The following is a 26,496-nucleotide window of genomic DNA, read 5'->3' as shown; positions in this document are numbered from 1 at the left end:
ACGCCGGTCAGACATCTCCCATCAGGCCGGCCAGCACGGCGGCCTCGGCGTCCAGCGTGGCGGCGCGGTCGGGGTGCCCACCGGCCGCGACCTGGGCGGCGGCACTGCGGCGCTCGTCGATCTCGGCGGTCAGCAGCGCGCGGATCTGGGCGTCGCTGAGCTCGCGGCGGTCGACCTCGGCGGCGCCAAGGCCCGCGACACCGCCGGCGATCGTCGCGCTGGCCGGCGCGTCGGTGCGCGCGTCGTCCGGGGTCTCGGCGTTGTCGATCGCGGCCAGCGCCGAGCGCAGGGCCGCCACGCGTACGGGGTCGCGGTCCTTGCGGGCGGTCAGCAGCGCGGCGCGCAGCGTCGTACGCCAGGTCTGTGCGGTGGTCATGGCACGCCAACATAGGCGCGCGCAGTCCGATGTGCAGCTGATTATTCAGACGACCGCGAAGCCGACGCTGTGCCAGCCGGTCGCGCCGTCGGGCACCGGGTCGGCGATGTCTTCGGTCTGCACGGCGCCGGTGTTGTCGGTGGCGCGCACGGTGATGGTGTGCAGCCCGGTCTGGGTGGCATCCCACCGGTAGCTCCACAGCCGCCAGGTGTCGTTGGAGTAGGACGCGCCGAGATCGGCCTGCTGCCAATCACCTTCGCCGTCGGGGCCGTCGATGCGAACCTCCACCGCGCGCACGCCGCGATCCTGCGCCCACGCGACCCCGCCGAACGTCACCGGTCCGCGGGCCACGTCCTGGCCGCTGCGCGGCACGTCGATGCGCGATTCGGTCTTGATCGGTCCGCGCGCCGACCAGCCCAGCCGCGTCCAGTAGGCCTCCGCGCGGTCGAAGCGGGTGACCTCGAGGTCGACAACCCATTTCGTCGCCGACACATAGCCGTACAGCCCCGGCACCACCAGGCGGGCGGGGTAGCCGTGGTTGGTCGGCAACGGTTCGCCGTTCATACCGACCGCCAGCAGCGACCCGCGGTCGTCGGTGAACGCGTCGACCGGTGTGCCCGCGGTGAAGCCGTCGATCGACATCGACAGCACCATGTCGGCATCGCGGTGAATTCCGGCCGGCGCCAACAGGTCCCGCACGCGGTATCCCGTCCACGCGGCGTTGCCGACCAGATCACCGCCGACCGGGTTGGACACGCACGTCAGCGTGACGAGTTTCTCGATCACCTCGAACTGTTCCAGATCGGCGAAGCTGTAAGTGATTTCGCGGTCCACCATGCCGTGGATGCGCAGCTGCCAGTTCTCCCGGCTCAGCTGCGGCACGGCCAGTGCGGTGTCGATGCGGTAGAAGTCGGCGTTGCTGGTCACGAACGACGGCAGCGCGACGCCTTGGGGTTGCACGGTCGGCGGCACCGGTGGGGCGGCCACGTCGACCTTCGGCAGTGCGAACGCGTTGCGGTCACCCGACACCGAGGTGCTCAGGCGCCCGAGCACCGCGCCGCCCACCCCGGTCAGGGCGCCGACGCCCAGGAAACCGAGCGTCACCAACGACAACCGACGGCCCGGGTCGGGGCCGCTGTCGCCGGCCGGCGGGGCGTCGGTGAACCGGCCGGACAGCAGCAGGCGCAGCACCGCGACACCGCACGCCGTGCCCACCACCGTCGGCACCACGTCGACCAGCGTTGCACCCGCGCGCGACAGCACCGCCGCACAGCCCGCGACCCCGGCCGCGACGATCGCGATGCTGCCGACCGGAACGCGTCGGGTCTCCAGCGCCGCGGTGGCCGCGGCGACGGCGGCGATCACCACCAGCACCGCCAGCGCCAGGAACAGCTTGTCGGCCGTCCCGAACGTCTGGATGGCCCACTCCTTGGCCGGTCCCGGGGTGAGGTCGATGACCGCGGACCCGACCGCGGTGCGGGCGTCGGCCTGCGGCCCGACGAACGCGGCGAGCAGCTGGGTGACGCCGAGCGCGACTGCGGCCGCCGCGATACCGCCCATCGCCTTGGTCGCGGGAGCCGTCATGCCGCCAAAGTACTCACGCGGGCGACCCAGAGGGCTTACCGAACGGTGACGTCAGCTAGGTTGCTTTACGATTCGAGCATTTTTTGGAAAGGGGACTCAGTGGAGATCTCGGGCAAGAAGGCCATCGTCGTCGGGGGCGCCTCCGGATTCGGCAAGGCCACGGCCGAACTGTTGGCGCAGCGGGGCGCCGACGTGGCGGTGCTGGACCGGCCGCAGTCGAAGGGCAAGGAAGTGGCCGACGCGATCGGCGGTTCCTTCTTCGAGGTGGACGTCACCGACTTCGAGGGCACCGAGAAGGTGCTGCAGGAGGCGGTCGGCAAGCTGGGCGCGCTGCACATCATCGTCACGACCGCCGGCGGCGGCGCGGCCGAGCGCACGGTCAAGAAGGACGGCCCGCACAGCCTGGACACCTTCCGCAAGTGCGTGGACCTGAACCTGATCGGCACCTTCAACATCAGCAGGCTGGCCGGTTGGCAGATGAGCCAGCAGGACCTCGTCGACGACGAGCAGGAAGAGCGCGGCGTCATCATCAACACCGCCTCGATCGCCGCGTTCGAGGGCCAGATCGGGCAGGTCGCCTACACCGCGTCCAAGGCCGCCATCGCCGGCATGTGCCTGACGATGGCCCGCGACATGGGCAGCCTCGGCATCCGCGCGCTGGCGATCGCGCCGAGCCTGTTCGCCACCGGCCTGACCGAGGGCATCCCCGACGAGTTCGCCAAGGCGCTGACCAAGGACGCGGCGTTCCCGAAGCGGCTCGGCAAGCCAGAGGAGTACGCGAAGCTGGTCGCCGCGATCGTCGAGAACCCGATGCTCAACGGCCAGTGCCTGCGCCTGGACGCCGGCCAGCGCTTCGCCCCCAAGTAGTTCGCGTGGACTTGGGTGTAGTTGGTGGCGCTGACCGCCACCAACTACACCGAAATCGCCGATAGGGTGAGCGGGTGGCGACCGTTGCCGACCACCTCATCGAGGCCCTGCGGATCAGCGGTGTGCGCCGCGTCTACGGTCTGCCGGGCGACAGCCTCAACGGGTTCACCGACGCGATCCGCCGCTCGGGTGAGATCAGCTGGGAACACGTCCGCCACGAAGAGAGCGCCGCGTTCGCCGCGGCCGCCGACGCCGCGCTGACCGGCCGGCTGGCCGTGTGCGCAGGCAGCTGCGGCCCCGGCAACCTGCACCTGATCAACGGGCTGTTCGACGCGCAGCGCAGCCGGGTGCCGGTGCTCGCGATCGCCGCGCACATCCCGCGCACCGAGATCGGCTCGGAGTACTTCCAGGAGACGCATCCGCAGGACCTGTTCCGCGAGTGCAGCGTCTACCGCGAACTCGTCAGCACGCCCGAGATGGCACCGCGCATCGTCGAGATGGCGATGCGCGCCGCCGTCGAGGAGAACGGCGTCGCGGTGGTGGTGATCCCCGGCGAGATCTTCAGCCAGCGCGGATCCGACTGGCGCCCACGCCCGATCACCGCGACGCGCTCGGTCATCCGGCCCGACGACGAGTCCCTGCGACAGGCCGCGGCGCTGCTCAACGACGCGTCCGCGGTGACCATCCTCGGCGGGGCCGGCGTCGCCGGCGCACACGACAAGCTGATCCGCACCGCCGGGCTGCTCAACGCGCCGGTGGTGCACGCGCTGCGCGGCAAGGAGTTCATCGAGTACGACAACCCGTTCGACGTCGGCATGACCGGGCTGCTGGGGTTCGCGTCCGGCTACAAGGCCATCAAGGAAGCCGACATCCTGCTGATGCTGGGCACCGACTTCCCGTACCAGCAGTTCTATCCCGACCACGCGAAGGTCATCCAGGTCGACATCCGCGGCCGTCATCTCGGTCGCCGCACCCCGGTCGATCTCGGTCTGGTCGGCAGCGTCGGCGACACGCTCGACGCGCTGCTTCCGCTGCTGCGCCAGAAGAGCGACCGTGCCCATCTGGACCGGTCGCTGCGGCACTACCGCAAGACCCGCCAGCGGCTCGACGAACTGGCCGTCAACGACCGCGACCGTTCACCGATCAGGCCGGAATACGTTGCGGGACTGACCAATCAGCTGGCCGGTGACGACGCGGTGTTCACCGTCGACGTTGGTTCGCCGGTGGTGTGGGCGGCGCGCTACCTGACGATGAACGGCCGTCGTCGCCTGATCGGGTCGTTCAACCACGGGACGATGGCCTGCGCGCTGCCACTGGCGATCGGCGCGCAGACCGCGTTCCGGGATCGGCAGGTGATCGCGCTGGCCGGCGACGGCGGCCTGACGATGCTGTTCGGTGAACTCGTCACGTTGATCCAGAACCGGTTGCCGGTCAAGGTGATCGTGTTCAACAACTCGTCGCTGAACTTCGTCGAACTGGAGATGAAGGCCGCCGGGATCGTCAACTTCGGCACCGACCTCGTCAACCCCGACTTCGCCGCCGTCGCCACCGCGATGGGCATCTTCGGCCGTCGCGTCGAGCAGCCGGCGGACCTGCAGCCCGCACTGGCTGAGGCGCTCGCGCACGACGGGCCCGCCGTCGTCGACGTGGTCACCGCGCGCCAGGAGCTGTCGATCCCCCCGGCGATCACCGTCGAGCAAGCGAAGGGTTTCTCGCTCTACGCGATTCGGACAATCCTGGCCGGCCGCGCCGACGAATTGTTGGACCTGGTCACCACCAACGTCGCGCGCCGGATCCTCGACTGATCAGCCGCGCGGCTATCCAAAATACGAAGCCGCAGCTAATGTCTGCTCATGAACTGGAAGCGGGGCGTCGTCGCGACGGCTGTGCTGCTGGTCGCGGCGTGCAGCAGCCCAGACCCGCAGATCCCGTCATCCGGCCAGTCGAAGGTCGCGGCGTCGCCCGACGTCAGCAAGGTGACCATCGAAGGGGACCCGTCGGCGCCGGTCAACAAGCTCGCCATGCAGGCGATCGCCGACCTCGAACAGTATTGGGGCGAACAGTTTCCCGCGTTGTACGACAAGGAGTTCGAACCGATCGCGGGCGGCTATCACGCCGTCACCGAGGACAGTCCCGCGCCGCCCTGCACGACGTCGCCGGACGAGGTGGCCGGTAACGCGTTCTACTGCTCGACCGAGGACGTCGTCGCATGGGACGCCCAGTTGCTGCTGCCCGATCTGCAGGAGCGGTTCGGCGACTTCGCGATCCCGGTGGTGATGGCGCACGAATGGGGCCATGCCGTGCAGACCCGGTCGAACTTCACCGCGCGCACCGTCACCAGCGAACTGCAGGCCGACTGCTTCGCAGGCGCGTGGGCGCGGCACGCCAAGGACGACGGGGTCTTCGACGTGACGGCGGCCGACCTGGACACCGCGCTCGCCGGCATCCTCGACCTGCGTGACACGCCGGGCACCTCCCACATCGACCCGAACGCGCACGGCAGCGGTTTCGACCGGGTCAGCGCCTTCCAGGACGGCTACGACAACGGCCTGGCCCGGTGCAAGGACTACCGCGACGACGAACCGATGGTCCTCGAGTTGCCCTTCACCGACGTGGTGGACGCGGCCCGGGAAGGCAACGCGCCCTACGACTCCATCGTCAACGGCGTGCCCTACGACATCGAGGACTACTTCAGCCAGGTCTATCCCGAGCTGGCAGGCGGGCAGCAGTGGCCGCCGCTGCGCAGCATCGAACCGTTCCATCCCGATTCGCCGCCGATGTGCGGCGACACCCTCGCCGAGGGCTACGTGCTGTTCTATTGCGTCCCAGACGATTACGTCGCCTGGGACAACGAGTTCGGAATGCCGCGCGTGTACCAGCAGGGCGGCGACTACGCGGTCGCGTCGCTGCTGGCGACCCAGTGGGGCCTGGCGGCGCTGACGCGGCTGGGCGACGACTCGGACGAGAAGACGTCGACGCTGCGCGGCGACTGTCTGGCCGGCGGCTACACCGCCAGCGTCATCCTCTACAACCGCCCCGACACCAGCACCTTCCACATCTCGCCCGGTGACCTCGACGAGGCGATCAAGGCGCTGCTGGTGTTCCGCGGCGAGGGCGACGTCGAACGCCAGGGGGCGGGGTGGGCGCGGGTCAAGGCGTTCCGCGAGGGCGTCATCAACGGTGCCGAGGCGTGCCTGAATTACGAAGACTGACACCCCTGCTCATGCGGCAGGTGCGGGGCGAACCACTGCCGGTACAGATCTGGAACTGGATCGGCACGATCGGGCGGCGCGACGATATCTGCACCGACTAGGAGGCCCACCATGACCCAACCCACCGCAATCGTCGACGACAGCCAGATCGCCGCCAGGCACCGCGCCATGTGGGCCTCCGGCGACTATCCGCGGCTGGCCGCCGAACTCGTCGCCCCACTCGGGCCGGTGCTCGTCGCCGCGACGGGCATCGGACCCGGTGACCGCGTCCTCGACGTGGCTGCCGGTACCGGGAACGCGGCGATCCCGGCGGCGGAGGCCGGCGCCGACGTCATCGCCAGCGACCTGTGTCCGGACCTGCTCGATCACGGCGCTCGGCTGGCCGCCGAACGCGGTGTGACGCTGCGGTGGCAGGAGGCCAACGCGCACGCGCTGCCCTTCGACGACGCCGAGTTCGATGTGGTGATGTCGTGCATCGGCGTGATGTTCGCGCCGTTCCATCAGCGCGCGGCCGCCGAGTTGATCCGGGTGTGCAGGCCGGGCGGCAGGATCGGGCTGATCAACTGGACTCCGCAGGGCCACATCGGCCAGCTGTTCTCGACAATGAAGCCGTATGCCCCCGCGCCGCCGCCGGGTGCACAGCCGCCACCACTGTGGGGCGACGAGGACCACGTGCGGGGTCTCCTCGGTACCGGGGTGACCGACGTCGTCACCGAGCGACGCACGTTGCCGGTCAACCACTTCGGGACCGGTGCCGAGTTCTGCGACTACTTCAAATCCGTCTACGGTCCGACGATCGCCGCCTACCGCACCATCGACGGCGACGCGGACCGGATCGCCGAACTCGACGCGGCCATCGCGCGGATCGGGGACTCCTTCCTCGCCGGCGGGTCGACGATGGAATGGGAGTATCTGGTGCTGACCGCGCGGCGGGCCTGACACCATGTCTGCATGCCCGACGACGCGCAGCAGCTTCCGACACTGAGTTCCGACCACCAGGCCGCGGTGCAGGACTGGGTGCGCCGCCAGGGCCTGGGCGACACGGTCAGCGATGTCGAACCGCTGACCGGCGGCACGCAGAACATCGTCGTGCGCCTGAAGGTCGACGGCCGGCCGATGGTGCTGCGCAGGCCGCCCGCACATCCGCGGCCGACGAGCGACAAGACGATGCTGCGCGAGATCGCGGCGCTGCGGACGCTCGCGGGTACCTCGGTGCCGCACCCCGGCTTCATCGCCGGCTGCGAGGACCTCAGTGTGCTGGGTGTCGTCTTCTATCTGATGGAGGAGATCGACGGGTTCAATCCCGGCGACGACATGTCCGAGGCCTACGAGCAAGATCCCGCGATGCGGCACCAGGTGGGTCTGTCATATGCGGCGAGCCTGGCGCAACTGGGCCAGGTCGAGTGGGAAGGCAGCCCGCTCGCCGAGCTCAAGCGGCCGGGTTCCTTCACCGAACGCCAGGTTCCGCAGTTTCTCCGGCTGCTGGAGAGCTACCGGCACGACCGCTACGACCCCGCGACGCTGGGCGTCACCGAGTTGTCGGAGTGGCTGACGGCGAATCTGCCGCCCGACAACCGGCCCGGTGTCATGCACGGGGACCCGCATCTGAGCAATGTGCTGCTGCGCCGGGACCGGCCCGAACTCGCGGCGTTCGTGGACTGGGAGATGAGCACGGTCGGCGATCCGCTGCTGGACCTCGGCTGGATGCTGATCTGCTGGCCGCTGGAGACCAGTGTGATCACCGCCGGTGCGCGGCTGGCGGCGTTGGGCGGATTGGCCAGCCGCCGTGAGCTTCTCGACGCCTATCTCGCCGCCGGCGGCCGGCGAACCGAACACCTGGACTGGTATCTGGCGATGGCGTGTTTCAAGCTGGGCATCGTCATCGAGGGCACCTGGTCGCGTTTCCTCGTCGGGCAGGCGAGCCGGGAGGCGGGGGAGGCGCTGCACGCCAACGCGCAGAACCTCATCGACGTGGGCACGCGGGTGGCCAAGGGCGACAGCCCCTTTGAGATCTGAGGGCTAGCCGTACGCGTCGAGCCCGAGCTTGACCGCCAGCGCCACGCCGGCCGCGCCGATCGCCACCCGCACCGGACCGGGCGGTGCGTGCCGCACCACGACCGGACCCAGCCGTGAGCCGAGCAGGCACCCGAGGCCCAGCACCAGCACCGCCCACCAGTGCACCGGTGCGAGGACGGCGAACACCACGGCGGCAACGGCGTTGGCGATGCCGAGGATGACGTTCTTGCCGGCGTTGGCCTCGGCGAGGGAGGCGTGGCCGGTGCGCAGGAACAGCGCCAGCAGCAGCACGCCCGCGGCCGCGCCGAAGTAGCCCCCGTAGATGCAGATCGCGAAGATCGCCAGCGCTTCGAGCACGCTGCGGACCCGGTGGTTGCCCGGCCGGTCCGGGTCACCGGGCCGGCGCGGCAGCAGGATCGCGACCGATGCGAAGCCGAGCAGGATCGGCACCGCCTTCTCGAAGCCCTCGGCCGGGGTCGACAGCAGCAGCACCGCACCCGCCAATCCGCCGAGCAGCGCGACCGGCAGCGTGCGAAGGATCCAGCGGCCCTGACCGCGCAGCTCCGGGCGCGAGCCGAGCACCGACCCGATGCCGTTGAACACCAGCGCCACGGTGTTGGTGACGTTCGCCGTCACCGGCGGCAGGCCCGCCAGCAGCAGGGCCGGGTAGGTGGCCACCGACGCGAGCCCGGCGATGCTGCCGGTGAGACCGCCGAGAACTCCCGCGGCGAACAGGAGCGCCCAGGACATCGGCCACACGTTACGGCGCGATCCTGCAGCGCCGGACGGGAGGGCGGGGATACCTCTGTGACAGAGGTATTGTATGGGGATGGCGACGGGCACCGATGTCATCGGCGAGTTGTTCGACGTGGTCGGACGGTTCCGCAGGCAGCTGCGGCGCAGCGCGGGGCGCGGTTTCGACGCCAACGGCCTGACCCAGTCGCAGGTCGAGTTGCTGCGGCTGGTGGGCCGTCGTCCCGGAATCTCGGTGCGCGAAGCGGCCGCCGAACTGGCGCTGGTGCCCAACACCGCCTCGACGCTGGTGTCCAAGCTGGCCGCCGACGGCATGCTGGTGCGCACGGTCGACGCCGACGACCGCCGGATCGGCCGGCTGCACCTGGCCGAGCACGCTCAGCGCATCGCCGACGAGTCACGCGCGGCACGCAGGGCCACGCTGGCCGCGGTGCTCGACGACATGAGCGTCGAACAGAAAGAGGATTTGCACCGCGGGCTGGTGGTACTCGCTGAGATGACCCGCATGCTGCAGGAAAAAGGCCGATGACCAAGACCCTCGCGATCGACTGCCGCGGACTGTCGCACCGCTACGGCGATTTCACCGCCGTCGAGGACTTCACCCTGCAGGTCGCACCCGGTGAAACGGTGGGGCTGCTCGGTCCCAACGGCGCCGGCAAGACGACCGTCGTGCGGGTGCTGACCACGCTGACGCCGGTGCAGCGCGGTGACGTGGCGGTGTTCGGGCTCGACTCGCGTCGGCACACCATGGACATCCGGCACAACATCGGCTATGTGCCACAACAGCTTTCCATCGAGCAAGCTCTGACCGGCCGACAGAACGTCGAACTGTTCGCGCGGCTCTACGACGTGCCTCGCCGGGAGCGCCGCGCCCGCGTCGACGAGGCGCTGTCGGCGATGAACCTCCACGATGTCGCCGACGCCCTCGCCGGGACCTACTCCGGCGGGATGGTGCGGCGCCTGGAGCTGGCCCAGGCGCTGGTGAACCGGCCGTCGCTGCTGCTGCTCGACGAGCCGACCGTGGGGCTGGATCCGATTGCCCGCGACGGGGTCTGGGCACAGGTGCAGTACATGCAGCAGAACTTCGGCATGACGGTCCTGCTGACCACCCACTACATGGAGGAGGCCGACGCGCTCTGCGACCGGGTGGCGCTGATGGACCGCGGCCGGCTGCAGGCGGTCGGCTCACCGGCCGAGCTGAAGAAGACGGTGTCACCGGAAGCCACCCTCGAGGACGTGTTCCGCCATTACGCGGGCACCGATCTGGGCGAGGGCACCTCGCAGGCCGGGTTCCGCGCGGTGCGCTCGAGCAGGAGGACGGCGCGTCGTGTCAGTTGAGCCGGTGTTGGTGCGCGCGCCGCGGGGCTGGCGCGGGGTGCGGGGGCTGGCATTGCGGATCGGCGCCTTCGCGCTCGTCGAACTGCAGAAGCTCCGCCACGACCGCACCGAATTGCTCACCCGCATGGTGCAACCCGCGCTCTGGCTGCTGATCTTCGGGCAGACGTTTTCGGCGCTGCGGGTCATCGATACCGGCGATGTGTCGTACCTGGCGTTCCTGGCCCCGGGCATCATCGCGCAGTCGGCGTTGTTCATCTCCATCTTCTACGGCATCCAGATCATCTGGGATCGCGACGCGGGCATCCTCGCCAAGCTCATGGTGACGCCGGCGCCCGCCTCGGCGGTGGTGACCGGCAAGGCGTTCGCGGCCGGCGTCCGCTCGGTGGTGCAGGTCGTCGGTGTGGTCCTGCTGGCCTATCTGCTCGGGGTGCACATGACCGTCAACCCGCTGAAAATCCTTGCCGCCATGGGCATCGTCGTGCTCGGCTCGGCGTTCTTCGCCTGCCTGTCGATGACGCTGGCCGGGCTGGTGCGCAACCGCGACCGATTGATGGGCATCGGGCAGGCGATCACCATGCCGCTGTTCTTCGCCTCCAACGCGCTGTATCCGGTCGACGTGATGCCCGAGTGGCTGCGCTGGCTGTCGACGGTCAATCCGCTCAGCTACGAGGTCAACGCGTTGCGCGGACTGCTCATCGGCACACCGACCAACGCGCTGCTCGACGTCGGCGTGCTCGTCGTCGCGGCGGTCGCGGGCGTCGTGCTCGCCTCGGCGTGCCTGCGCCGGTTGGTGCGCTGAGCGATCAGCAGGCGTCGCTGCGCGCGCCCACCGCGGTGACGCGCTGATGCGCGGTCAGCAGCAGATGGTCGGCCCGCTCGCGCAGCTCCGTCGGCACCGCCAGTGTGGTGGTGAAGTCCTCGACGACCTGCCGGGCCAGTAGCCGCAGTTTGGTGTTGCTGTCCTGTGAGCGCCACACCAGGATGTCGAACGCCCGCTCGGCGGAGATGCCGTAGGTCAGCATCAGCACCCCTTTGGCCTGCTCGATGATCGACCGGTGTTCGGTGAAGTCGGCGATCGCGGCGTCGACCGTGCCGGTCTCGTCGACGTTGGCGAGGTCCACATACAGCCCCTGGGTGCCGATGATGTCGCCGTTCTCGTCACGCATCCGCTCGCCGATGACCAGCACCGGGTGGACATTGCCCTGCTTGTCGATGATGCGGTGGCGGCTGCTGAACGGCCGGCCCTGACCGGTGACCGTCTCGATCAGCAGCGCGACGCTGGCGGCGTCGTCGGGATGCTTGTGCGACATCATCAGGGCCGTGGTGGGGTTCACCTGTCCCGGCTCATAGCCGTGCATCTCGGCTACGGCCTCCGACCACTCCCAGCGGTCCTCGAGGCGGAAGTAGCGGAAGGTGCCCACGCGCCCGCCGACCGACGTCGGAACGTCGGTCGTCTTCGCGTTATCCGGTTGTGCCGCGTCGGTGTCTCGCACGATTCCTCCAGGTCAGTGCGACTTGAGAAACAGGCCAAAACTTTCTCACCGTCGTCGGCCGAAGGCCAGCCAGTTGGCGAAGAACCACCGACCGTATGCGAACAATTATGCCTTTGCGTCAGGCGACCGGGTGGGGATAGCATCGGACGCGTGCCGAGGCGACTCGTAGTAGCAACCCGCAGCGGGGTCTGATCCTGACCGACCCCTCGCTGTGGGTCGTCGCTACGTAGTCGGTCACTTCCCTTCTCGAAGAAGACCGGCACATGACCATCTCGTTCGCACCAGAATCCGCAACCACCGCAGCGCCGCCGTCGTTCGCGGCTCACGTCGACGCCCCGATGCCGCGCGGTCTGCGCGAGGAGGCCGACGCGATGTCCTTCGATTCGTTTCTCGCCGAATACTCACCGACCACGGGCCCGCTGCGGCTGGGCAGCTGGAGTTGCGCCGACGGGGACCGCCCCGCCACCAGGCTCGGCCCCCAGGCCCGCCACTACCAGGCGACACTGGCGATCGGCGACCGCATCTGCACGTCGTCGGCGGCCGCCCCGGGGCCCGTCGCCGCGTTGACCGCGATGCTCTACGACCGCGGCATCGGGGTGGAGATGGTCGACTTTCACCAGTTGCACGTCGGCGAGCGCACTGCCACCTTCATCCGCGGCTCCGACGGGCTGCGGACCGAGTGGGCGATGGGACTCGACGAAGACGCGACGCAGTCGGCGTTGAGCGCGATCATCGCGTGCGCCAACCGCCTCCTGACGGACTGAATCGGCGCCGCTTCGGCGGCGAGCAGGGTCAGTGCAGCGGGCGCAGCACGATCGGCATACCGTCCATCGGCACCGGCATGCCCGCGTAGTCGTACTGCGGGGTGTAGCCGGGCCGCGGCAGCTCGAGGCGGTACTTGCGCAGCAGCCGATGCATGACGGTCTTGATCTCGAGCTGGCCGAACACCATCCCGATGCACTTGTGCGCACCGCCGCCGAACGGCGCGAACGCATAGCGGTGACGCTTGTGTTCCGAGCGGGGCTCGGCGAACCGGTCGGGATCGAACTTGTCGGGATCGGTCCACAGCTCGGGCAGCCGGTGGTTCATGCCCGGCCACGTGACGATGTTGGTGCCCGCCGGGATGTAGTAGCCCAGCAGATCGGTGTCGCGCACGGCCTGCCGGACGTTGAACGGCAGCGGGGTGACCAGTCGCAGCGATTCGTTGATCACCAGGTCGAGGGTCTCCAGCTTCTCGAGCGCCTCGATGTCGAGCGGCCCGTCGCCCAACCGCGACGACTCGTCGCGGCAGCGTTCCTGCCACTCCGGGTTCGCGGCCAGGTGGTAGCCCATGGTGGTCAGCGTCGAGGTGGACGTGTCGTGGGCGGCCATCATCAAGAAGATCATGTGGTTGACGATGTCGTCGTCGCTGAAGCTGTTGCCGTCCTCGTCGGCGGTGTGGCACAGCACCGTGAGCATGTCGGTGCCCTCGGCCTTGCGGCGCTCCTTGACGCGCTCCTCGAAGTAGTTCTCCAGCACCTTGCGTGCCTGCAGCCCGCGCCACCACTTGAACGGCGGGACGCTGGTGCGGATGATCGCGCCGCCGGCGCGGGTGGTGACGGTGAAGGCCTCGTTGACCTTGGTGACCAGGTCGTGGTCGGTGCCGGGCTCATGGCCCATGAACACCACCGACGCGATGTCGAGGGTCAGCTCCTTGAGCGCCGGGTGCAGCAGGAAGCGCGGATCGTTGGCGACCCAGTCGTCGGCCACCACCTTCGAGGCGACCTTGTCGATGTGCTCGACGTAGCCCGACAGCCGGGTCCGCGTGAACGCCTCCTGCATGATCCGCCGGTGGAACATGTGCTCTTCGAAGTCGAGCATCATCAGGCCGCGGTTGAAGAACGGGCCGATGACCGGGTGCCAGCCCTTCTGCGAGTAGTCCTTGTTCTTGTTGGAGAACACCGCCTGTGTGGCGTCGGGACCCAGCGCCGAGACCGAGGACAGCGCAGGGGAGTACGCGTAGTGCACCGGGCCGTACTTGCGGTACACGTGCAGGACATACTCCGGGCCACCGCGGAACGCCTCGATCATGTGCCCGAGCACCGGCAGCCCCGCGTCGCCCATCACCGGCTTGAGACCACTACCCGCGGGCGGCTCGGCGAGCGTGAACTGCGGCCACTCACGGTTGTTGAGTCGCCGCTCGATCGGCCCCAGCGGGAGGTTGTTCAGCGTCGGCGTGAGCCGACGCTTCGCCTGGTCGAGCAGGTAGTCGGTGGTGCTGATCGTTGCCATTCACGTTCTCCTGAGCCAAGGGACTGTGGCCGTTCTCACTCGTATCATCATCCTGGATGGCACACTTGACGCATGTCAAGTTTTGTCCTGGCGCGTCGCGGTGCGAAGGTCTAGGACGATGACCGCCCAACCAGCTCCGCAAGCGCGTCGCAGCCGCGGTGACCGCCAGCGCGACGCGATCATCAAAGCGGTTCGCGACCTGCTCCAGGAGCAGTCGTTCGCCGACCTGTCGGTCAGCGCGATCAGTGAGCGCGCCGGCGTCGCCCGGTCCGGCTTCTACTTCTACTTCGACTCGAAGTATGCGGTGCTGGCGGTGATCCTCGCTGACGCGGGGGACCTGCTCGACAGCCTCACCCACCACTTCGCGCCCCGCGAACCGGGCGAGACGCCCGAGTCGTTCGCCAAACGGATGGTCGGCAGCGCGGCCCAGGTGTACGCCAACGACGACCCGGTGATGTCGGCGTGCGCGGCGGCCCGCCTCACCGACGCCAAGATCCGCGAGATGATGGACGATTTCTACGACGGCATCATCGACAAACTGGTCACGTTGCTCGAACAGGACGAGGACGCGCGCCCGGTAACCGACGACCTGCAGGCCCTCGTGCGCACGCTGGCCGCGACCACGACGATGACCCTGACGCAGGACAGCACTTTCGTCGGCCGCGACACCGACCCGAACCGGGCCATCGAGGCCCTCGAGCGCTTGTGGGTCGCGGCGTTCTGGGGACACCTTCGGCAGTCCGGTCAGCCCGGCGACTAGGGCCAGTATCCTGACCGCCATGGCGCACAGCGGGTTTGCGAACAAGCGTTGTTTCCTCACCGGGGCCGCCAGCGGTATCGGCCGCGCGACCGCGCTGGCGCTGGCCGCCGAGGGCGCCGAGCTGTTCCTCACCGACCGTGACGCCGAAGGGCTGGAGAAGACGGTCGCCGACGCCCGCTCGCTGGGCGCGCAGGTGCCCGAGTACCGCGCCCTCGACGTCTCCGATTTCGACGCCGTGCGTGCGTTCGCCGACGAGATCCATCAGCGCCATCCCGCGATGGACGTCGTGATGAACATCGCGGGGGTGTCGGCGTGGGGGACGGTCTCGACGCTGTCGCACGAGCACTGGAAGTCGATGGTCGACATCAACCTGATGGGCCCGATCCACGTGATCGAGTCGTTCGTGCCGCCGATGGTGGCGGCCGGCACCGGCGGCCACGTGGTCAACGTGTCGTCGGCGGCCGGCCTGGTGGCGCTGCCGTGGCACGCGGCCTACAGCGCGAGCAAGTACGGGCTGCGCGGCATGTCGGAGGTGCTGCGCTTCGACCTGGCACGGCACCGCATCGGTGTGTCGGTCGTGGTGCCCGGCGCGGTGAAAACGCCTCTGGTGCAGACGGTTCAGATCGCCGGCGTGGACCGGGAGGACCCGCGGGTGAAGAAGTGGACCGACCGGTTCAGCGGCCACGCGGTGTCCCCGGAGCGGGCCGCCGAGTGCATCCTCAAGGGCGTGCGGCGCAACCGGTTCCTCATCTACACCTCGGTCGACATCCGGGCGCTGTACATGTTCAAGCGGGTCGCCTGGTGGCCGTACAGCGTCGCGATGCGCCAGGCCAACGTGTTGTTCACCCGAGCGTTGCGGCCTGGCACGCGTCGTTAGCGCTTGCCCCACTCCCACGGCGGGGTGGTCAGCAGGCCCTGCCCGGCGATGCGGGTCTCGCCGAGATCCTTGAACAGCGCGATCTCGACGGCCGCACCGTCGTTGTCCTCGTCGAGCGGCGCGGCGTCGAGGTGGTCGAGCAGCGTCTTCGAATGGGTGACGACGACCACCTGGGTGTGCTCGGCCGCGGTGCGGATCAGCGACGCCAATGGACGCACCAGATCCGGGTGCAGCGATGTCTCGGGTTCGTTGAGCACCATCAGCGTGGGCGGTGCGGGGCTGAGCAGCGCGGCCGCCCACAGCAGGAAACGCAGTGTGCCGTCGGATAATTCGGCGGCGCGCAGGGGACGCAGCATGCCAGGCTGGTGCAACTGCAGGTCGAACAACCCGTCGTGCACGGCCACCGACACCGACGCGCCGTCGAAGGCGTCGGCGACGGCGCGGTGCAGGTCGTCGAACCCGGCCTCGACGATCGTCTGGATGGCGGCGGCCAGATCGGTGCCGTCGTCGGCGAGCACCGGGGTGCGGGTGCCGACATGGCGCTGGCGGGACGGGGCGGCCGCGTCCGCCCGGAACCCGTCGTAGAACCGCCAGTGCCGCAACCGGTCTCGCACTGCCGCGAGTTCCGGATGGGCGCCGGGGTGGGCGAACTCGGCGAGCACGCTGCGATACGGGGGCAGCGCCTGGGTCAGCTTGTCGAACCCGCGGCCGGACTCGGCGCTGGTCTCGACGTAGTCGCGGGTGCGGCGCACCAGCGTCGAACTGTTGCGCATGACGGGCCCGGCGAACACCGCCTCCCGTTTGATCTCCGGATCCCGCGCGAACAGCGAATTGTGCCCCGCCATCTGCGGTAGGCCCAAATCCACGAGATAGCCGAAATCGTCGGCTGCGAAACCCAATTCGAGGGACACCGGGCCGGTGCGGGTGGTGCCTTCGACACGGCCGCTTCGGCGAGCGCCGCTGGGCTGTTCGGGGCCGGCCCACAGCACCGACTCCAGCCCGCCCTCGCGCGCCAGCGAGCCGATCACCTCGCCGCGGCCGCAGTCCGCCAGCAGCCGCAGCGCCCGGTACAGCGACGACTTGCCGCTGCCGTTGGCACCGGTGACGACGGTCAGCTGCGCCAGCGGCAGGACCACGTCGCGCAGCGAGCGGTATCCGCGGATGGCGATCGTCTGCAACATCAGTACCCGCCCTCGGGTGGGGTGAGTTCCAGGCGCACACCCAGCAGCCGGACCGGCCGGTCGAGGTCGAAGTCCGCCAACAGTGCGAGCGCTGTGGTGACGATCGTCTGCTCGTCGGTGGTTGGGGCAGGTAGCTTGCGGATCTTCGTCCTGGTGAAGAACGTCTTGGTGCGCACCGTGACCGCAACCCGGGCGACGACGCGTCGCTGCTCGATGATCTCGGCCAACGTCTTGCGTGCGAGATCGGCTATCGCGGACTGCATTTCGGCGTGGTCGTCGAGATCGCGAGGGAAGGTGACGACGTGGCTGCGGGAGCGCGGAACCCACGGCTGGGCGCTGACGTCGGCCTCGCCGCCGCCCTTGGCCAGCAGCAGGATCCACAGCCCGGTGGTCGGGCCGAACGCCGCGGTGAGCACCGCCGCATCGGTGGCGGCCAGATCGGCCACCGTGGTGATGCCCATGCCGGCAAGCTTTTTCGACGTCTTCGGCCCGACGCCCCACAGCGCGTCGACCGGGCGGTCGCCCATCACCGCCATCCAGTTCTCGTCGGTGAGCAGGTACACACCCGGCGAATCGGCCCCGCGCCCGGGCTTGCCGAACCCGGTGGCGACCTTGGCGCGCTGCTTGTTGTCGCTGATGCCCACCGAGCACGTCAGCCCCGTCGCGGCGGTGACCGACTCCCGGATGTGTTGGGCGAACGCGACAGGGTCGCCGTCGAGGTCGGCGCCGACGTAGGCCTCGTCCCACCCCCACACCTCGACCGGATGGCCGAAGTCGCGCAACAGATCCATGACCTGTGCGGAGGCTTCGTCGTAGGCATCGGTGTCGAGCGGCACGAACGTCGCATCCGGGCACTTGCGGGCCGCCGTGCGCAGCGGCATGCCCGCATGCACGCCGAACGCGCGGGCCGGATACGACGCGCAGGTGACCACCTTGCGGGGTTCGGTCGGATCACCGTTGCCGCCCACGATGAGCGGCAGATCCGCGAGGTCGGGGTTGCGCCGGATCTCGACGGCTGCCTGGAATTGGTCCAGGTCGACGTGCAACACCCAGCGCGTCATGCGCCACAGAGCTTGCGGGCCACCGACTCCCACGCATCGCCGAGCGACTCCAGCGTCTCACCGCGGTCGCCGAGTTGATGCTGCACGTAGTCGGAGTCCAGCAAGGCGAGCAGTGCGGCGGCTTGCGCGTCGAGGTCACCGGTGGTCCCGGCGTCGGCCAGCAGCACCCGCACGTGCCGGTGGTGCAGCGTGGCCGGCGGGCTGAACCGCATCTGGGGATCGCGGTTGGCGTCGGACAGCAGGCCGTGGTGCAGATGCACAAACTCCAGCCGGGCCCGGCCGTAGGCCAGCAGCCGGTCCAGCGGCGGCGCGCCGGGCCCCAGCGGAGGCGGGCCGAACAGGAACGCCTCCTGATGGGCCTTCTCGTCCTCGTCGAGCAGCACGATCATCATCGCCGAACGGCTGCCGAACCGGCGGAACAGTGTGCCCTTGCCGACGCCGGCGGCCGCGGCGATGTCGTCGGTGGTGACGGCGTCGGCGCCGCGTTCGGCGATCAGCCGTCGGGCAGCGTCGAGAAGTAGGGTGCGATTGCGCGCGGCGTCGCCTCGCTCGTGCGGTGCTTGGTCGGCCACCGGCAACCCGCGGAGGGGGCGAGGAGCGACCATGTCAGCAGTTTAGTTCAGCCGGAATTATTCGGACTGTAGTCCAGTTGAGTCGTGCGAGCATGGCAACCGACGACGAAGGGATGAACATGTCGGACTCCAAGGGCACAAACGTACTGGTGCTGCTCGGCAGCCTCCGGGCAGCGTCGATCAACCGGCAATTGGTCGAGTTGGCGATCGAGAATGCGCCCGACGGCGTGCACCTGCGGCTGTTCGACCGGCTGGGGGAGCTGCCGTTCTACAACGAGGACATCGACAACGAGGACGTCGCCGAACCTGTGGTCGCGCTGCGTCGGGCCGCCACCGAGGCCGACGCGACGCTCGTCATCACCCCGGAGTACAACGGCAGCATCCCGGGCGTGCTGAAGAACGCGATCGACTGGCTGTCGCGGCCGTGGGGCAACGGCGCGCTCAAGGACAAGCCGCTCGCGGTCGTCGGCGCGGCGCTCGGGCAGTACGGCGGGGTGTGGGCGCACGACGAGACCCGCAAGTCGTTCGGGGTCGCCGGCCCGCGCGTCGTCGAGGACCTCAAGTTGTCCGTGCCCACCAAGTCGCTCGACGGTAAGCACCCGCGGGAGAACGCCGAGGTTGCCGCGAACCTGCGTGACATCGTCGGGAAGCTGGTCGCCGAGGTCGGCTGAGGCGTTATCCGCGCTGCGCCGGTCGGGTCGTCTCTGACCCGGCCGGCGCTTTGCTGTCCGACGGTCGCTCGCCCGGCGCTGTCGGTGGTCGCTGCTAGATATAGGGGTGCCGTGCGACACGCCACGCACTTGTGACGTGCGACACGCCGGTGCCGACACGTCCGAAAGGCTTACGACCTGGGAATTTCAAAAATGTTATTCAGAACATCTTGTATCCCTTCGCAATGTCGGACACTAGGTGTAGTGTTTCGAGCACCGACAGGCCCCCACGATTCCCACGCTTCCGAAGGGCCGGCCGGAGCCCCAGAACCGGTCGTGTCGAGCAGTCCGACACCCGCGACGGCGGCCCCGGTCGGCAGGAATTTCCGGAGCCTCCGGACCGCTGAAATTCAATGAATCTCGGCGGGACGCAATACCCCGTCAGTTGCCAGTCCCCGTTCGCACAGGAGCCGTACCGCAGATGACTCAGCCCACGATCACCGTGTACACCAAGCCCGCTTGCGTGCAGTGCAACGCCACCTACAAGGCGCTGGACAAGCAGGGCATCGCCTACGAGGTCGTCGACATCACCCTCGACAGCGAGGCCCGCGACTACGTGATGGCGCTGGGATACCTGCAGGCCCCGGTCGTGGTGGCCGGCAACGAGCACTGGTCGGGCTTCCGTCCCGACCGCATCAAGGCGCTGGCCGGCGTCGCGGCCACGGCATAAGCGGACAGACGACGACAAACGGGGTAACCGGACGGCGGAAAGGAGAACCGATGAGCAACCTCGTCTACTTCTCCAGCGTCTCGGAGAACACCCATCGCTTCGTCGAGAAGCTGGGTCTGCCGGCCGTTCGCATTCCGCTGCACGGTCGTATCGAGGTCGCCGATCCCTACGTGCTGGTCCTGCCCACGTACGGCGGTGGGCGCGCGACTCCTGACATCAACGACGGTGGCTATGTCCCCAAGCAGGTCATCGCGTTCCTCAACAACGAACACAACCGGTCGTTGATCCGCGGCGTCATCGCCGCGGGCAACAACAACTTCGGCGCCGAGTTCGCCTATGCGGGAAATGTGGTGTCCCGCAAGTGCGGCGTGCCGTACCTCTACCGTTTCGAACTCATGGGAACCCCGGACGACGTCGACGCCGTCCGCGCGGGATTGCAAGAATTCTGGAAGGAACAGACGTGCCACCAACCGTCACAGCTGCAGAGCCTGTAACCACCGGCGCGCACGCGCTCCCGGGGGAGATGGACTACCACGCGCTGAACGCGATGCTGAATCTGTACGACGCCGACGGCAAGATTCAGTTCGACAAGGACGTGCAGGCCGCCCGGGAGTACTTCCTGCAGCACGTCAACCAGAACACGGTGTTCTTCCACAGCCAGGACGAGAAACTCGACTACCTGATCGAGAAGGACTACTACGAGCGCGAGGTGCTCGACCAGTACTCCCGCAACTTCGTCAAGACGCTGCTCGACCGCGCGTACGCCAAGAAGTTCCGCTTCCCGACGTTCGTCGGCGCGTTCAAGTACTACACCTCCTACACGCTCAAGACGTTCGACGGGAAGCGCTACCTGGAGCGGTTCGAGGACCGCGTGGTGATGGTGGCGCTGACGCTGGCCGCCGGTGACACCACGCTGGCCGAGAAGCTGGTCGACGAGATCATGGACGGCCGCTTCCAGCCGGCCACCCCGACGTTCCTCAACTCCGGCAAGAAGCAGCGCGGCGAGCCGGTCAGCTGCTTCCTGCTGCGCATCGAGGACAACATGGAGTCCATCGGGCGCTCGATCAACTCGGCGCTGCAGCTGTCCAAGCGCGGCGGCGGGGTGGCGTTGCTGCTGACCAACATTCGCGAACACGGCGCGCCGATCAAGAACATCGAGAACCAGAGCTCGGGCGTCATCCCGATCATGAAGCTGCTCGAGGACTCGTTCTCCTACGCCAATCAGTTGGGCGCGCGTCAGGGCGCCGGGGCGGTGTACCTGCACGCGCACCACCCCGACATCTACCGGTTCCTCGACACCAAGCGTGAGAACGCCGACGAGAAGATCCGGATCAAGACGCTCAGCCTCGGTGTGGTCATCCCGGACATCACGTTCGAGCTGGCCAAGAAGAACGAGGACATGTACCTGTTCTCGCCGTACGACGTCGAGCGCGTGTACGGCCTGCCGTTCGCCGACATCTCGGTCACCGAGAAGTACTACGAGATGGTCGATGACGCGCGCATCCGCAAGACCAAGATCAAAGCGCGCGAGTTCTTCCAGACGCTGGCCGAGCTGCAGTTCGAGTCGGGCTACCCGTACATCATGTACGAGGACACGGTGAACCGGGCCAACCCGATCGAGGGCAAGATCACCCACTCGAACCTGTGCTCGGAGATCCTGCAGGTCTCGACACCGTCGGAGTTCAACGACGACCTGTCCTATTCGAAGGTCGGCAAGGACATCTCGTGCAACCTCGGTTCGCTGAACATCGCCAAGGCGATGGACTCGCCGGACTTCGCGCAGACGATCGAGGTGGCCATCCGCGCGCTCACCGCGGTCAGCGACCAGACGTCGATCACGTCGGTGCCGTCGATCGAGCAGGGCAACAACGAGTCGCACGCCATCGGGCTGGGCCAGATGAACCTGCACGGCTACCTCGCCCGCGAGCGGATCTTCTACGGCTCCGAAGAGGGCGTCGACTTCACCAACATCTACTTCTACACGGTGCTCTACCACGCGCTGCGCGCATCGAATCGCATTGCGATCGAACGGGGTAAGGCATTCGGCGGGTTCGAGAAGTCGAAGTACAAGTCGGGGGAGTTCTTCGACAAGTACACCGAGCAGGTGTGGGAGCCCAAGACCGACAAGGTGCGTCGGCTGTTCGCCGATGCCGGCATTCGCATTCCGACGCAGGACGATTGGCTGCGGCTCAAGGAGTCGGTGCAGACGCACGGCATCTACAACCAGAACCTGCAGGCGGTGCCGCCGACGGGGTCGATCTCCTACATCAACCACTCGACCAGTTCGATCCACCCCATCGCCAGCCGGATCGAGATCCGCAAGGAAGGCAAGATCGGCCGCGTCTACTATCCGGCGCCGTACATGACCAACGAGAACCTGGAGTACTACCAGGACGCGTACGAGATCGGCTACGAGAAGGTCATCGACACCTACGCCGCGGCGACCCAGCACGTGGACCAGGGGCTGAGCCTGACGCTGTTTTTCAAGGACACCGCGACGACGCGTGACGTCAACAAAGCGCAGATTTACGCCTGGCGCAAGGGAATCAAGACGCTGTACTACATCCGGCTGCGCCAAATGGCCCTCGCAGGCACTGAGGTGGAAAATTGCGTCAGCTGCATGTTGTAGCGGCCGTTGTCCACGACCGATGAGGCGATCCTCGTCGCCGCCCTGGTGCTCGGGATAGTCCTAGCGCTGTTCGCCTCGATTTACCTCTGGGAGAAGTGGGGCAAGGGTTCCCGGCTCGAGCAGCGCGTCGACGGATTCTTCGACCGCCTCAGCGATCTGTTCGACCGCTGACGAGCGCATGAGGACACTCAGTCGTCGTTGGCGCACTCAGCCCGCAGTGCCTTGAGGCGGCGCTCCTCGCGCAGCACCTCCTGGTAACTCTCGCGTTCGGCGGCCAGCCACTCCGGCTTGTCGTCGAGGATCTGGTTGATCTCGTCGGTGGTCAGCGCATCGCCGACGCCGTTGCGCGCGAGCGCGGCGATCGAGACGCCCAGCTTGGCCGCCACGAGGTTCTTCGGATGCGGTCCGTTCTTGCGGAGGTCCTTGAGCCATTGCGGCGGATCAGCTTGCAAAGCAGCGAGTTCACCCCGGGTGATCGCGTTCTGCTGGAACTCCGCAGGCGTCGCGGGCAGGTACACATCCAGCTTCTTCGCTGCGGTCGCGGGCTTCATGGACTGCGCGTTCGGCCTGCTCATGGATCAAGCGTATCGGTAGCCTGAACCGATGAGCCCGCTGTCGCTGACCCTCGGCTACGTGCCGGGCGCGACACCCGCGAAGTGGGCACGGACCTGGGCGCAGCGCCACCCTGACGTTCCGCTGCAGTTGTGCGCCGTCGCCGCCGCAGATGCGCCGGACGCGGTACGGGAGGGCACCGTCGATGTCGCGCTGATCCGGTTGCCGGCCGATACCTCCGAGTTGTCGGTCATTCCCCTCTACGACGAGACGACGGTCGTCGTGGTGCCCAGCGAGCATCTCTTCAGCGCCGCCGATTCGGTCGACGCCGCCGATCTCGCCGCCGAACCGACACTGCTCCCGCTCGACGACGTCGTCGACTGGCCCGACGCGCCCGGCATCCCGGTCGAGCACCGGCCCGAAACCACTGAGGACGCAGTCGAACTCGTCGCCGCGGGCCTCGGTGTGCTGATCGTCCCGCAGTCGCTGGCCCGGTTGCACCACCGCAAGGATCTGACGTACCGCCCGATCGCCGAGGCACCCAGCTGCCCCGTCGCGCTCGCCGTCCCGGCAGGACCGCAGTCGGCGATGCTCGAGGAGTTCATCGGCATCGTCCGCGGCCGCAAACCCGGTTCGTCGCGAGGGCAGGCCGAACCCGCGCCGAAACGCACCGCCCGCGAGAAGACGCTGGCCAAGCAGGCCGCGCGCGCCGCCGCGGGGAAGGTCGGCCGCAAGCCGGGTCGCACGGGGCGCGGCCGGCGCTGATGCTCAGGTGCGCAGCCCGGCGAGCAGCACTCCGATCATCCGCCTGGCGTCGTACCGGTCGTCTGCGTCGGCGCCGACGCAGAGGTTTCCGATCGCCCGCATGAACTCGTAAGTATCTGTGCCGGAGATGATTTCGCCAGCCTCCACCGCGGCATCGAGCAGTTGCGCGCAGACCGGCAGCAGGCGGTCGAGGAAGTAGGCGTGCAGCGCTTCGAAACCGGCGCTTTCGGATTGCAGCGCCGCAGCGAGACCGTGCTTGGTCACCAGGAAGTCGACGAGTTGATCGACCCATTGCGTCAGCGCGACAGAGGGGCTGTGGCGCTCGAGCAGCGCCGGCCCCGCTTCGGCGAGGGCCTCGACCTGGTGGCGGTAGACGGCGATGATGAGGTCCGCGCGGGTGGGGAAGTGACGGTAGATCGTGCCCATTCCGACACCGGCGCGCGCAGCGATGTCGCGCACGGGCACGTCCACGCCCGAAGCGACGAACGCCGCGGCGGCTGCGTCGAGCAACGTCTGCTCGTTGCGGCGCGCGTCGGCTCGCTTGCGCGGTCGAGCATCGGGCACGAGGAACGTCCTTTCCGTACATCGCCTTGCTAACCGGAACAACGCTCCGTATATTCGGAACAGGAGCGTTGTTCCGCTTATCGCTCATCATGTCAGACTCGCCGAGAGGACCTCGATGACTTCACCCAGGTTCGGCATCATGACCGCCCCGCAGCAGGTCGACTATCGCGAGATACAACGGGTGTGGCGGGAGGCTGACGCCACCCCCGAGATCGAGCACGCCTGGTTGTTCGATCACCTGATACCAATCGTGGGGGACGTGACCGGCCCGGTCTTCGAGGGCTGGACGTTGCTATCGGCGCTGGCGGTGCAGACCGAACGCCTGCGCCTCGGAATCATGGTGAGCAGCAATCGGTTCCGCCCACCTGCAATGCTGGCTAAGATCGCGACGACCGTCGACGTGGTGTCCGGTGGCCGGCTCGACTTCGGTATCGGCTCCGGATCGCGGCCCGGTCACCCCGTCGCCCGGCACGAGTACGATTCGAACGGTCTGCCGTTCCGCGATGCTGATTACGCGGTCAACAGCCTCGCCGAGGCATGCACCATCATCCGCCGACTCTGGACAGCGAACGAGCCGTTCGACTTCCCGGGTGACTACCACCAACTGACCGCCGCGTTCGGCAATCCCAAACCGGTTCAGCGCCCCTATCCGCCGATCGTCATCGGCGGGCGTGCCACCGCGACGCTGCGGGTGGTCGCCGAACACGCCGACGTATGGAACATTCCGGGCGGTGATATCGACGATGCGACGAGTCGCAGTGCATTGCTCGACCGATTCTGCGGCGAAATCGGCCGGGACCCCGCGGCGATCACGCGGTCCATGGTGCTGCCGGTGTCCTACGAATCGCCCGCCTCCACCCGGACGGCCATCGCCGAAGCGGTCGACGCGGGTTTCACTCACATCGTGCTGCTTCTGTCCACGCCGTATCCGGAGATGCAGTGGCTGACCGACGAAGTCATTGCCTAGCGCGGAATTCGCCGAGCGCACGCTTGTGTACACAAACCGCGAGTGGGACCGTCAACAACCGTGCGCTCGGCGAAACCGAGGGCGGGCCTGCAACCGGTTACGCTGAGTTCAATGGTTACTACCGCCGACCTGATTGTCCGCCCCCGCGGGCCATGGCGCGACGCGCATTTCATCGGCGGCCACCCGGTACTCGACCTGGCCAACACCGTGGTCGACCGGTCGAATCCGGCGCCGGACAACGAACTGCTGAAGACACCCGCGGACGCGCTGACGTGGTGCCAGGCCGTCGGGCTTCTCGGCCGCCCACCCAAGAAGACGACGGCTGCCTCGCGGACCCTGCTCGCTGACCTGCGGGAGGTGCGCGAGCAGGTATGGGCGGTGTTCACGGCAATGTCGAACGTAGAACCGCTGCCGCCCAAGCAGTTTGGCGCCCTGCTCGAACGGGCAGGCACCGGCGCCGTCACCGGGGTGGTCGTGGCGGGAGGAAACCTCGACGTCGAGTGCAGCGCGCCGGCGAAGATCCCGGCCGCGCTGGCGCTGCTCGCCGTCCACGCAGCGTTCACCCTGCCGCCGGACCGGATCAGAACCTGCCACCGCTGCGGGTGGTTGTTTCTCGACTCGTCGCGCGGCGGGCGCCGCCGCTGGTGCAGCATGAGCACCTGCGGCAACCGCGAGAAGGCGAGCAGGCACCGCAGCGTCGTCAACTGACAGCGCGGCGCATGATCGGACGGTCCTTGCGCGGCCGAGCCACCTCCGTGAAACCGGCCTCTCGAAAAGCGCTGGCGATGCCCGTCATCGCCGTGTCGGAACCGGCGCGGCGGCCGTCGGGCGGATCCACCGGATAGCCCTCGACGGCGGGGTAGCCATGGGCCGCTGCGTAGTCGCACACCGCGTCCAGTATCGACGGCAGCAGTCCGGTTCTGCGGTATCCGCGCGCGACGAACACACAAGCGACCGAGCAAACCTGCTCGTCGTCAACACGTTTGAGCAGCGGCGAGCGGTCCAACCGCGCGAACGCGCTGCGCGGACCCAATGAACACCAGGCCACCGGTGTGGCGCCGTCGTAGACGACGACGCCGGGTGCCGGCTTCCGCCGGGACAGGTTCTTCATCGCCCGCTTGTTTCCTTCGCCCTTGCCCTCCATCCACTCGGCGATCGACAACCGCCAGTGCATGCACCAGCAGCCGCGGGCACCGCCGTTGCTGCCGAGCGCGCTGACGAAGTCGTCCCACGTGTCGTTGGTCAGGTCACGGGTCGTCAACTCGTGCGTCATGATTC

30 protein-coding genes are annotated in these 26,496 nt (G+C 68.1%); 19 read left to right on the top strand and 11 right to left on the bottom strand.

Annotated features, from left to right (window positions below; all coding sequences use genetic code 11):
* Positions 1–7 precede the first annotated feature (7 nt).
* Both BLW81_RS25705 and BLW81_RS25700 read right to left on the bottom strand, forming a co-directional pair.
* Positions 8–376: a GatB/YqeY domain-containing protein gene (locus BLW81_RS25705; protein ID WP_083409645.1), complete on the bottom strand. Its 369-nt coding sequence runs from the start codon at positions 374–376 to the stop codon at positions 8–10.
* Between the two features lie 45 nt (positions 377–421).
* On the bottom strand, positions 422–1,960 hold the full coding sequence (locus tag BLW81_RS25700; protein ID WP_083409644.1) for a molybdopterin-dependent oxidoreductase: 1,539 nt from the start codon (positions 1,958–1,960) through the stop codon (positions 422–424).
* A gap of 99 nt (positions 1,961–2,059) precedes the next feature.
* Between BLW81_RS25700 and BLW81_RS25695 the strand changes: the two genes are divergently transcribed.
* The 5 genes from BLW81_RS25695 (at position 2,060) to BLW81_RS25675 (ending at position 8,055) form a co-directional block, all read left to right on the top strand.
* Entirely contained in the window at positions 2,060–2,827 is a 768-nt protein-coding gene (locus BLW81_RS25695; RefSeq protein WP_083409643.1) for an SDR family NAD(P)-dependent oxidoreductase, read from the top strand.
* A 74-nt stretch (positions 2,828–2,901) separates the two neighbouring features.
* The gene (gene poxB / locus BLW81_RS25690) at positions 2,902–4,632 is read left to right on the top strand and encodes a ubiquinone-dependent pyruvate dehydrogenase (RefSeq protein ID WP_083409642.1); all 1,731 of its coding nucleotides are present in this window, start codon (positions 2,902–2,904) and stop codon (positions 4,630–4,632) included.
* A 48-nt stretch (positions 4,633–4,680) separates the two neighbouring features.
* Complete coding sequence (locus BLW81_RS25685; RefSeq protein WP_083409641.1) at positions 4,681–6,039, top strand: neutral zinc metallopeptidase; 1,359 nt, start codon at positions 4,681–4,683, stop codon at positions 6,037–6,039.
* A 111-nt stretch (positions 6,040–6,150) separates the two neighbouring features.
* Positions 6,151–6,978 carry a class I SAM-dependent methyltransferase gene (locus BLW81_RS25680; RefSeq protein ID WP_083409640.1) on the top strand — a complete coding sequence of 276 codons (828 nt, stop codon included), beginning with the start codon at positions 6,151–6,153 and terminating at the stop codon, positions 6,976–6,978.
* A 12-nt stretch (positions 6,979–6,990) separates the two neighbouring features.
* Positions 6,991–8,055, top strand: a complete 1,065-nt coding sequence (locus BLW81_RS25675) for a phosphotransferase family protein (protein ID WP_083409639.1) — start codon at positions 6,991–6,993, stop codon at positions 8,053–8,055.
* A 3-nt stretch (positions 8,056–8,058) separates the two neighbouring features.
* On the opposite strand, the gene BLW81_RS25670 is transcribed toward BLW81_RS25675, so the two are convergent.
* Positions 8,059–8,805, bottom strand: a complete 747-nt coding sequence (locus BLW81_RS25670; protein ID WP_083409638.1) for a sulfite exporter TauE/SafE family protein — start codon at positions 8,803–8,805, stop codon at positions 8,059–8,061.
* Between the two features lie 79 nt (positions 8,806–8,884).
* Here BLW81_RS25670 and BLW81_RS25665 point away from each other — a divergent pair, with 79 nt between their 5' ends.
* From BLW81_RS25665 to BLW81_RS25655, 3 genes are read left to right on the top strand one after another with little or no spacing between them, the layout of a single operon-like run.
* Positions 8,885–9,337, top strand: a complete 453-nt coding sequence (locus BLW81_RS25665; protein WP_083409637.1) for a MarR family winged helix-turn-helix transcriptional regulator — start codon at positions 8,885–8,887, stop codon at positions 9,335–9,337.
* Entirely contained in the window at positions 9,334–10,146 is an 813-nt protein-coding gene (locus BLW81_RS25660; RefSeq protein ID WP_083409636.1) for an ATP-binding cassette domain-containing protein, read from the top strand. Before BLW81_RS25665 ends, BLW81_RS25660 begins: the two co-directional genes overlap by 4 nt.
* Positions 10,136–10,945 carry an ABC transporter permease gene (locus BLW81_RS25655; protein WP_157897836.1) on the top strand — a complete coding sequence of 270 codons (810 nt, stop codon included), beginning with the start codon at positions 10,136–10,138 and terminating at the stop codon, positions 10,943–10,945. Before BLW81_RS25660 ends, BLW81_RS25655 begins: the two co-directional genes overlap by 11 nt.
* 4 nt (positions 10,946–10,949) lie before the next feature.
* On the opposite strand, the gene BLW81_RS25650 is transcribed toward BLW81_RS25655, so the two are convergent.
* Positions 10,950–11,639, bottom strand: coding sequence for a PAS and ANTAR domain-containing protein (locus BLW81_RS25650; RefSeq protein ID WP_235632096.1), 690 nt, complete (start codon positions 11,637–11,639; stop codon positions 10,950–10,952).
* A gap of 263 nt (positions 11,640–11,902) precedes the next feature.
* On the opposite strand from BLW81_RS25650, the gene BLW81_RS25645 reads away from it, so the two are divergent.
* Positions 11,903–12,403 (top strand): 2-isopropylmalate synthase, encoded by a 501-nt coding sequence (locus BLW81_RS25645; RefSeq protein WP_083409634.1) that lies wholly within the window; start codon positions 11,903–11,905, stop codon positions 12,401–12,403.
* A 28-nt stretch (positions 12,404–12,431) separates the two neighbouring features.
* On the opposite strand, the gene BLW81_RS25640 is transcribed toward BLW81_RS25645, so the two are convergent.
* A complete protein-coding gene (locus BLW81_RS25640; protein ID WP_083409633.1) occupies positions 12,432–13,910 on the bottom strand; it encodes a cytochrome P450 in 1,479 nt (492 codons plus the stop codon).
* Between the two features lie 118 nt (positions 13,911–14,028).
* Here BLW81_RS25640 and BLW81_RS25635 point away from each other — a divergent pair, with 118 nt between their 5' ends.
* Entirely contained in the window at positions 14,029–14,670 is a 642-nt protein-coding gene (locus BLW81_RS25635; RefSeq protein WP_083409632.1) for a TetR/AcrR family transcriptional regulator, read from the top strand.
* Positions 14,671–14,689: 19 nt separating this feature from the next.
* Entirely contained in the window at positions 14,690–15,547 is an 858-nt protein-coding gene (locus BLW81_RS25630) for an SDR family oxidoreductase (protein ID WP_083409631.1), read from the top strand.
* Here the strand turns inward: BLW81_RS25630 and BLW81_RS25625 are convergent.
* From BLW81_RS25625 to BLW81_RS25615, 3 genes are read right to left on the bottom strand one after another with little or no spacing between them, the layout of a single operon-like run.
* A complete protein-coding gene (locus tag BLW81_RS25625) occupies positions 15,544–16,728 on the bottom strand; it encodes an AAA family ATPase (RefSeq protein WP_083409630.1) in 1,185 nt (394 codons plus the stop codon). The genes BLW81_RS25630 and BLW81_RS25625 overlap by 4 nt on opposite strands.
* Positions 16,728–17,789 carry a DNA polymerase IV gene (locus tag BLW81_RS25620; protein WP_083409629.1) on the bottom strand — a complete coding sequence of 354 codons (1,062 nt, stop codon included), beginning with the start codon at positions 17,787–17,789 and terminating at the stop codon, positions 16,728–16,730. Before BLW81_RS25620 ends, BLW81_RS25625 begins: the two co-directional genes overlap by 1 nt.
* Complete coding sequence (locus BLW81_RS25615; RefSeq protein WP_083409628.1) at positions 17,786–18,394, bottom strand: TetR/AcrR family transcriptional regulator; 609 nt, start codon at positions 18,392–18,394, stop codon at positions 17,786–17,788. Before BLW81_RS25615 ends, BLW81_RS25620 begins: the two co-directional genes overlap by 4 nt.
* 86 nt (positions 18,395–18,480) lie before the next feature.
* On the opposite strand from BLW81_RS25615, the gene BLW81_RS25610 reads away from it, so the two are divergent.
* From BLW81_RS25610 to BLW81_RS29675, 5 genes are all read left to right on the top strand, one after another.
* The gene (locus tag BLW81_RS25610; protein ID WP_083410815.1) at positions 18,481–19,032 is read left to right on the top strand and encodes an NADPH-dependent FMN reductase; all 552 of its coding nucleotides are present in this window, start codon (positions 18,481–18,483) and stop codon (positions 19,030–19,032) included.
* A gap of 460 nt (positions 19,033–19,492) precedes the next feature.
* A complete protein-coding gene (locus BLW81_RS25600) occupies positions 19,493–19,741 on the top strand; it encodes a redoxin NrdH (RefSeq protein WP_083409626.1) in 249 nt (82 codons plus the stop codon).
* Between the two features lie 50 nt (positions 19,742–19,791).
* A complete protein-coding gene (nrdI, locus tag BLW81_RS25595; RefSeq protein WP_083409625.1) occupies positions 19,792–20,235 on the top strand; it encodes a class Ib ribonucleoside-diphosphate reductase assembly flavoprotein NrdI in 444 nt (147 codons plus the stop codon).
* Positions 20,202–22,370: a class 1b ribonucleoside-diphosphate reductase subunit alpha gene (gene nrdE, locus BLW81_RS25590; RefSeq protein WP_083409624.1), complete on the top strand. Its 2,169-nt coding sequence runs from the start codon at positions 20,202–20,204 to the stop codon at positions 22,368–22,370. The genes nrdI and nrdE overlap by 34 nt, the downstream gene beginning before the upstream one ends.
* Before the next feature lie 6 nt (positions 22,371–22,376).
* Entirely contained in the window at positions 22,377–22,541 is a 165-nt protein-coding gene (locus BLW81_RS29675; protein ID WP_173839680.1) for a hypothetical protein, read from the top strand.
* A gap of 17 nt (positions 22,542–22,558) precedes the next feature.
* Here the strand turns inward: BLW81_RS29675 and BLW81_RS25585 are convergent, their stop codons facing one another.
* On the bottom strand, positions 22,559–22,945 hold the full coding sequence (locus BLW81_RS25585; RefSeq protein ID WP_083409623.1) for a DUF5997 family protein: 387 nt from the start codon (positions 22,943–22,945) through the stop codon (positions 22,559–22,561).
* A 28-nt stretch (positions 22,946–22,973) separates the two neighbouring features.
* Here BLW81_RS25585 and BLW81_RS25580 point away from each other — a divergent pair, with 28 nt between their 5' ends.
* A complete protein-coding gene (locus tag BLW81_RS25580; protein WP_083409622.1) occupies positions 22,974–23,687 on the top strand; it encodes a LysR family transcriptional regulator substrate-binding protein in 714 nt (237 codons plus the stop codon).
* A gap of 3 nt (positions 23,688–23,690) precedes the next feature.
* Here BLW81_RS25580 and BLW81_RS25575 read toward each other — a convergent pair whose 3' ends face one another.
* Positions 23,691–24,197 (bottom strand): TetR/AcrR family transcriptional regulator, encoded by a 507-nt coding sequence (locus tag BLW81_RS25575; RefSeq protein WP_235632095.1) that lies wholly within the window; start codon positions 24,195–24,197, stop codon positions 23,691–23,693.
* Here BLW81_RS25575 and BLW81_RS25570 point away from each other — a divergent pair.
* The gene (locus tag BLW81_RS25570) at positions 24,106–25,218 is read left to right on the top strand and encodes an LLM class flavin-dependent oxidoreductase (protein WP_235632094.1); all 1,113 of its coding nucleotides are present in this window, start codon (positions 24,106–24,108) and stop codon (positions 25,216–25,218) included. The two genes, BLW81_RS25575 and BLW81_RS25570, sit on opposite strands and share 92 nt — an antisense overlap.
* 111 nt (positions 25,219–25,329) lie before the next feature.
* Positions 25,330–25,926 carry a CGNR zinc finger domain-containing protein gene (locus tag BLW81_RS25565; RefSeq protein ID WP_083409619.1) on the top strand — a complete coding sequence of 199 codons (597 nt, stop codon included), beginning with the start codon at positions 25,330–25,332 and terminating at the stop codon, positions 25,924–25,926.
* Here BLW81_RS25565 and BLW81_RS25560 read toward each other — a convergent pair.
* Positions 25,919–26,491, bottom strand: coding sequence for a GNAT family N-acetyltransferase (locus tag BLW81_RS25560; RefSeq protein ID WP_083409618.1), 573 nt, complete (start codon positions 26,489–26,491; stop codon positions 25,919–25,921). The two genes, BLW81_RS25565 and BLW81_RS25560, sit on opposite strands and share 8 nt — an antisense overlap.
* Between the last annotated feature and the right edge of the window lie 5 nt (positions 26,492–26,496).

Source organism: Mycolicibacterium rutilum (assembly GCF_900108565.1).
Classification (GTDB): Bacteria; Actinomycetota; Actinomycetes; order Mycobacteriales; family Mycobacteriaceae; genus Mycobacterium; species Mycobacterium rutilum.
This window is presented reverse-complemented; position numbering and strand designations above follow the sequence as displayed.

Excerpts from the sequence above, each read along its gene's own strand:
- BLW81_RS25705 (WP_083409645.1), bottom strand. The coding sequence starts at position 376 with ATGACCACCGCACAGACCTGGCGTACGACGCTGCGCGCCGCGCTGCTG.
- BLW81_RS25700 (WP_083409644.1), bottom strand. The coding sequence starts at position 1,960 with ATGACGGCTCCCGCGACCAAGGCGATGGGCGGTATCGCGGCGGCCGCA.
- BLW81_RS25685 (WP_083409641.1), top strand. The coding sequence starts at position 4,681 with ATGAACTGGAAGCGGGGCGTCGTCGCGACGGCTGTGCTGCTGGTCGCG.
- BLW81_RS25680 (WP_083409640.1), top strand. The coding sequence starts at position 6,151 with ATGACCCAACCCACCGCAATCGTCGACGACAGCCAGATCGCCGCCAGG.
- BLW81_RS25675 (WP_083409639.1), top strand. The coding sequence starts at position 6,991 with ATGCCCGACGACGCGCAGCAGCTTCCGACACTGAGTTCCGACCACCAG.
- BLW81_RS25670 (WP_083409638.1), bottom strand. The coding sequence starts at position 8,805 with ATGTCCTGGGCGCTCCTGTTCGCCGCGGGAGTTCTCGGCGGTCTCACC.
- BLW81_RS25665 (WP_083409637.1), top strand. The coding sequence starts at position 8,885 with ATGGCGACGGGCACCGATGTCATCGGCGAGTTGTTCGACGTGGTCGGA.
- BLW81_RS25660 (WP_083409636.1), top strand. The coding sequence starts at position 9,334 with ATGACCAAGACCCTCGCGATCGACTGCCGCGGACTGTCGCACCGCTAC.
- BLW81_RS25645 (WP_083409634.1), top strand. The coding sequence starts at position 11,903 with ATGACCATCTCGTTCGCACCAGAATCCGCAACCACCGCAGCGCCGCCG.
- BLW81_RS25640 (WP_083409633.1), bottom strand. The coding sequence starts at position 13,910 with ATGGCAACGATCAGCACCACCGACTACCTGCTCGACCAGGCGAAGCGT.
- BLW81_RS25635 (WP_083409632.1), top strand. The coding sequence starts at position 14,029 with ATGACCGCCCAACCAGCTCCGCAAGCGCGTCGCAGCCGCGGTGACCGC.
- BLW81_RS25630 (WP_083409631.1), top strand. The coding sequence starts at position 14,690 with ATGGCGCACAGCGGGTTTGCGAACAAGCGTTGTTTCCTCACCGGGGCC.
- BLW81_RS25625 (WP_083409630.1), bottom strand. The coding sequence starts at position 16,728 with ATGTTGCAGACGATCGCCATCCGCGGATACCGCTCGCTGCGCGACGTG.
- BLW81_RS25620 (WP_083409629.1), bottom strand. The coding sequence starts at position 17,789 with ATGACGCGCTGGGTGTTGCACGTCGACCTGGACCAATTCCAGGCAGCC.
- BLW81_RS25615 (WP_083409628.1), bottom strand. The coding sequence starts at position 18,394 with ATGGTCGCTCCTCGCCCCCTCCGCGGGTTGCCGGTGGCCGACCAAGCA.
- BLW81_RS25610 (WP_083410815.1), top strand. The coding sequence starts at position 18,481 with ATGTCGGACTCCAAGGGCACAAACGTACTGGTGCTGCTCGGCAGCCTC.
- BLW81_RS25600 (WP_083409626.1), top strand. The coding sequence starts at position 19,493 with ATGACTCAGCCCACGATCACCGTGTACACCAAGCCCGCTTGCGTGCAG.
- nrdI (WP_083409625.1), top strand. The coding sequence starts at position 19,792 with ATGAGCAACCTCGTCTACTTCTCCAGCGTCTCGGAGAACACCCATCGC.
- BLW81_RS25585 (WP_083409623.1), bottom strand. The coding sequence starts at position 22,945 with ATGAGCAGGCCGAACGCGCAGTCCATGAAGCCCGCGACCGCAGCGAAG.
- BLW81_RS25580 (WP_083409622.1), top strand. The coding sequence starts at position 22,974 with ATGAGCCCGCTGTCGCTGACCCTCGGCTACGTGCCGGGCGCGACACCC.
- BLW81_RS25565 (WP_083409619.1), top strand. The coding sequence starts at position 25,330 with ATGGTTACTACCGCCGACCTGATTGTCCGCCCCCGCGGGCCATGGCGC.
- BLW81_RS25560 (WP_083409618.1), bottom strand. The coding sequence starts at position 26,491 with ATGACGCACGAGTTGACGACCCGTGACCTGACCAACGACACGTGGGAC.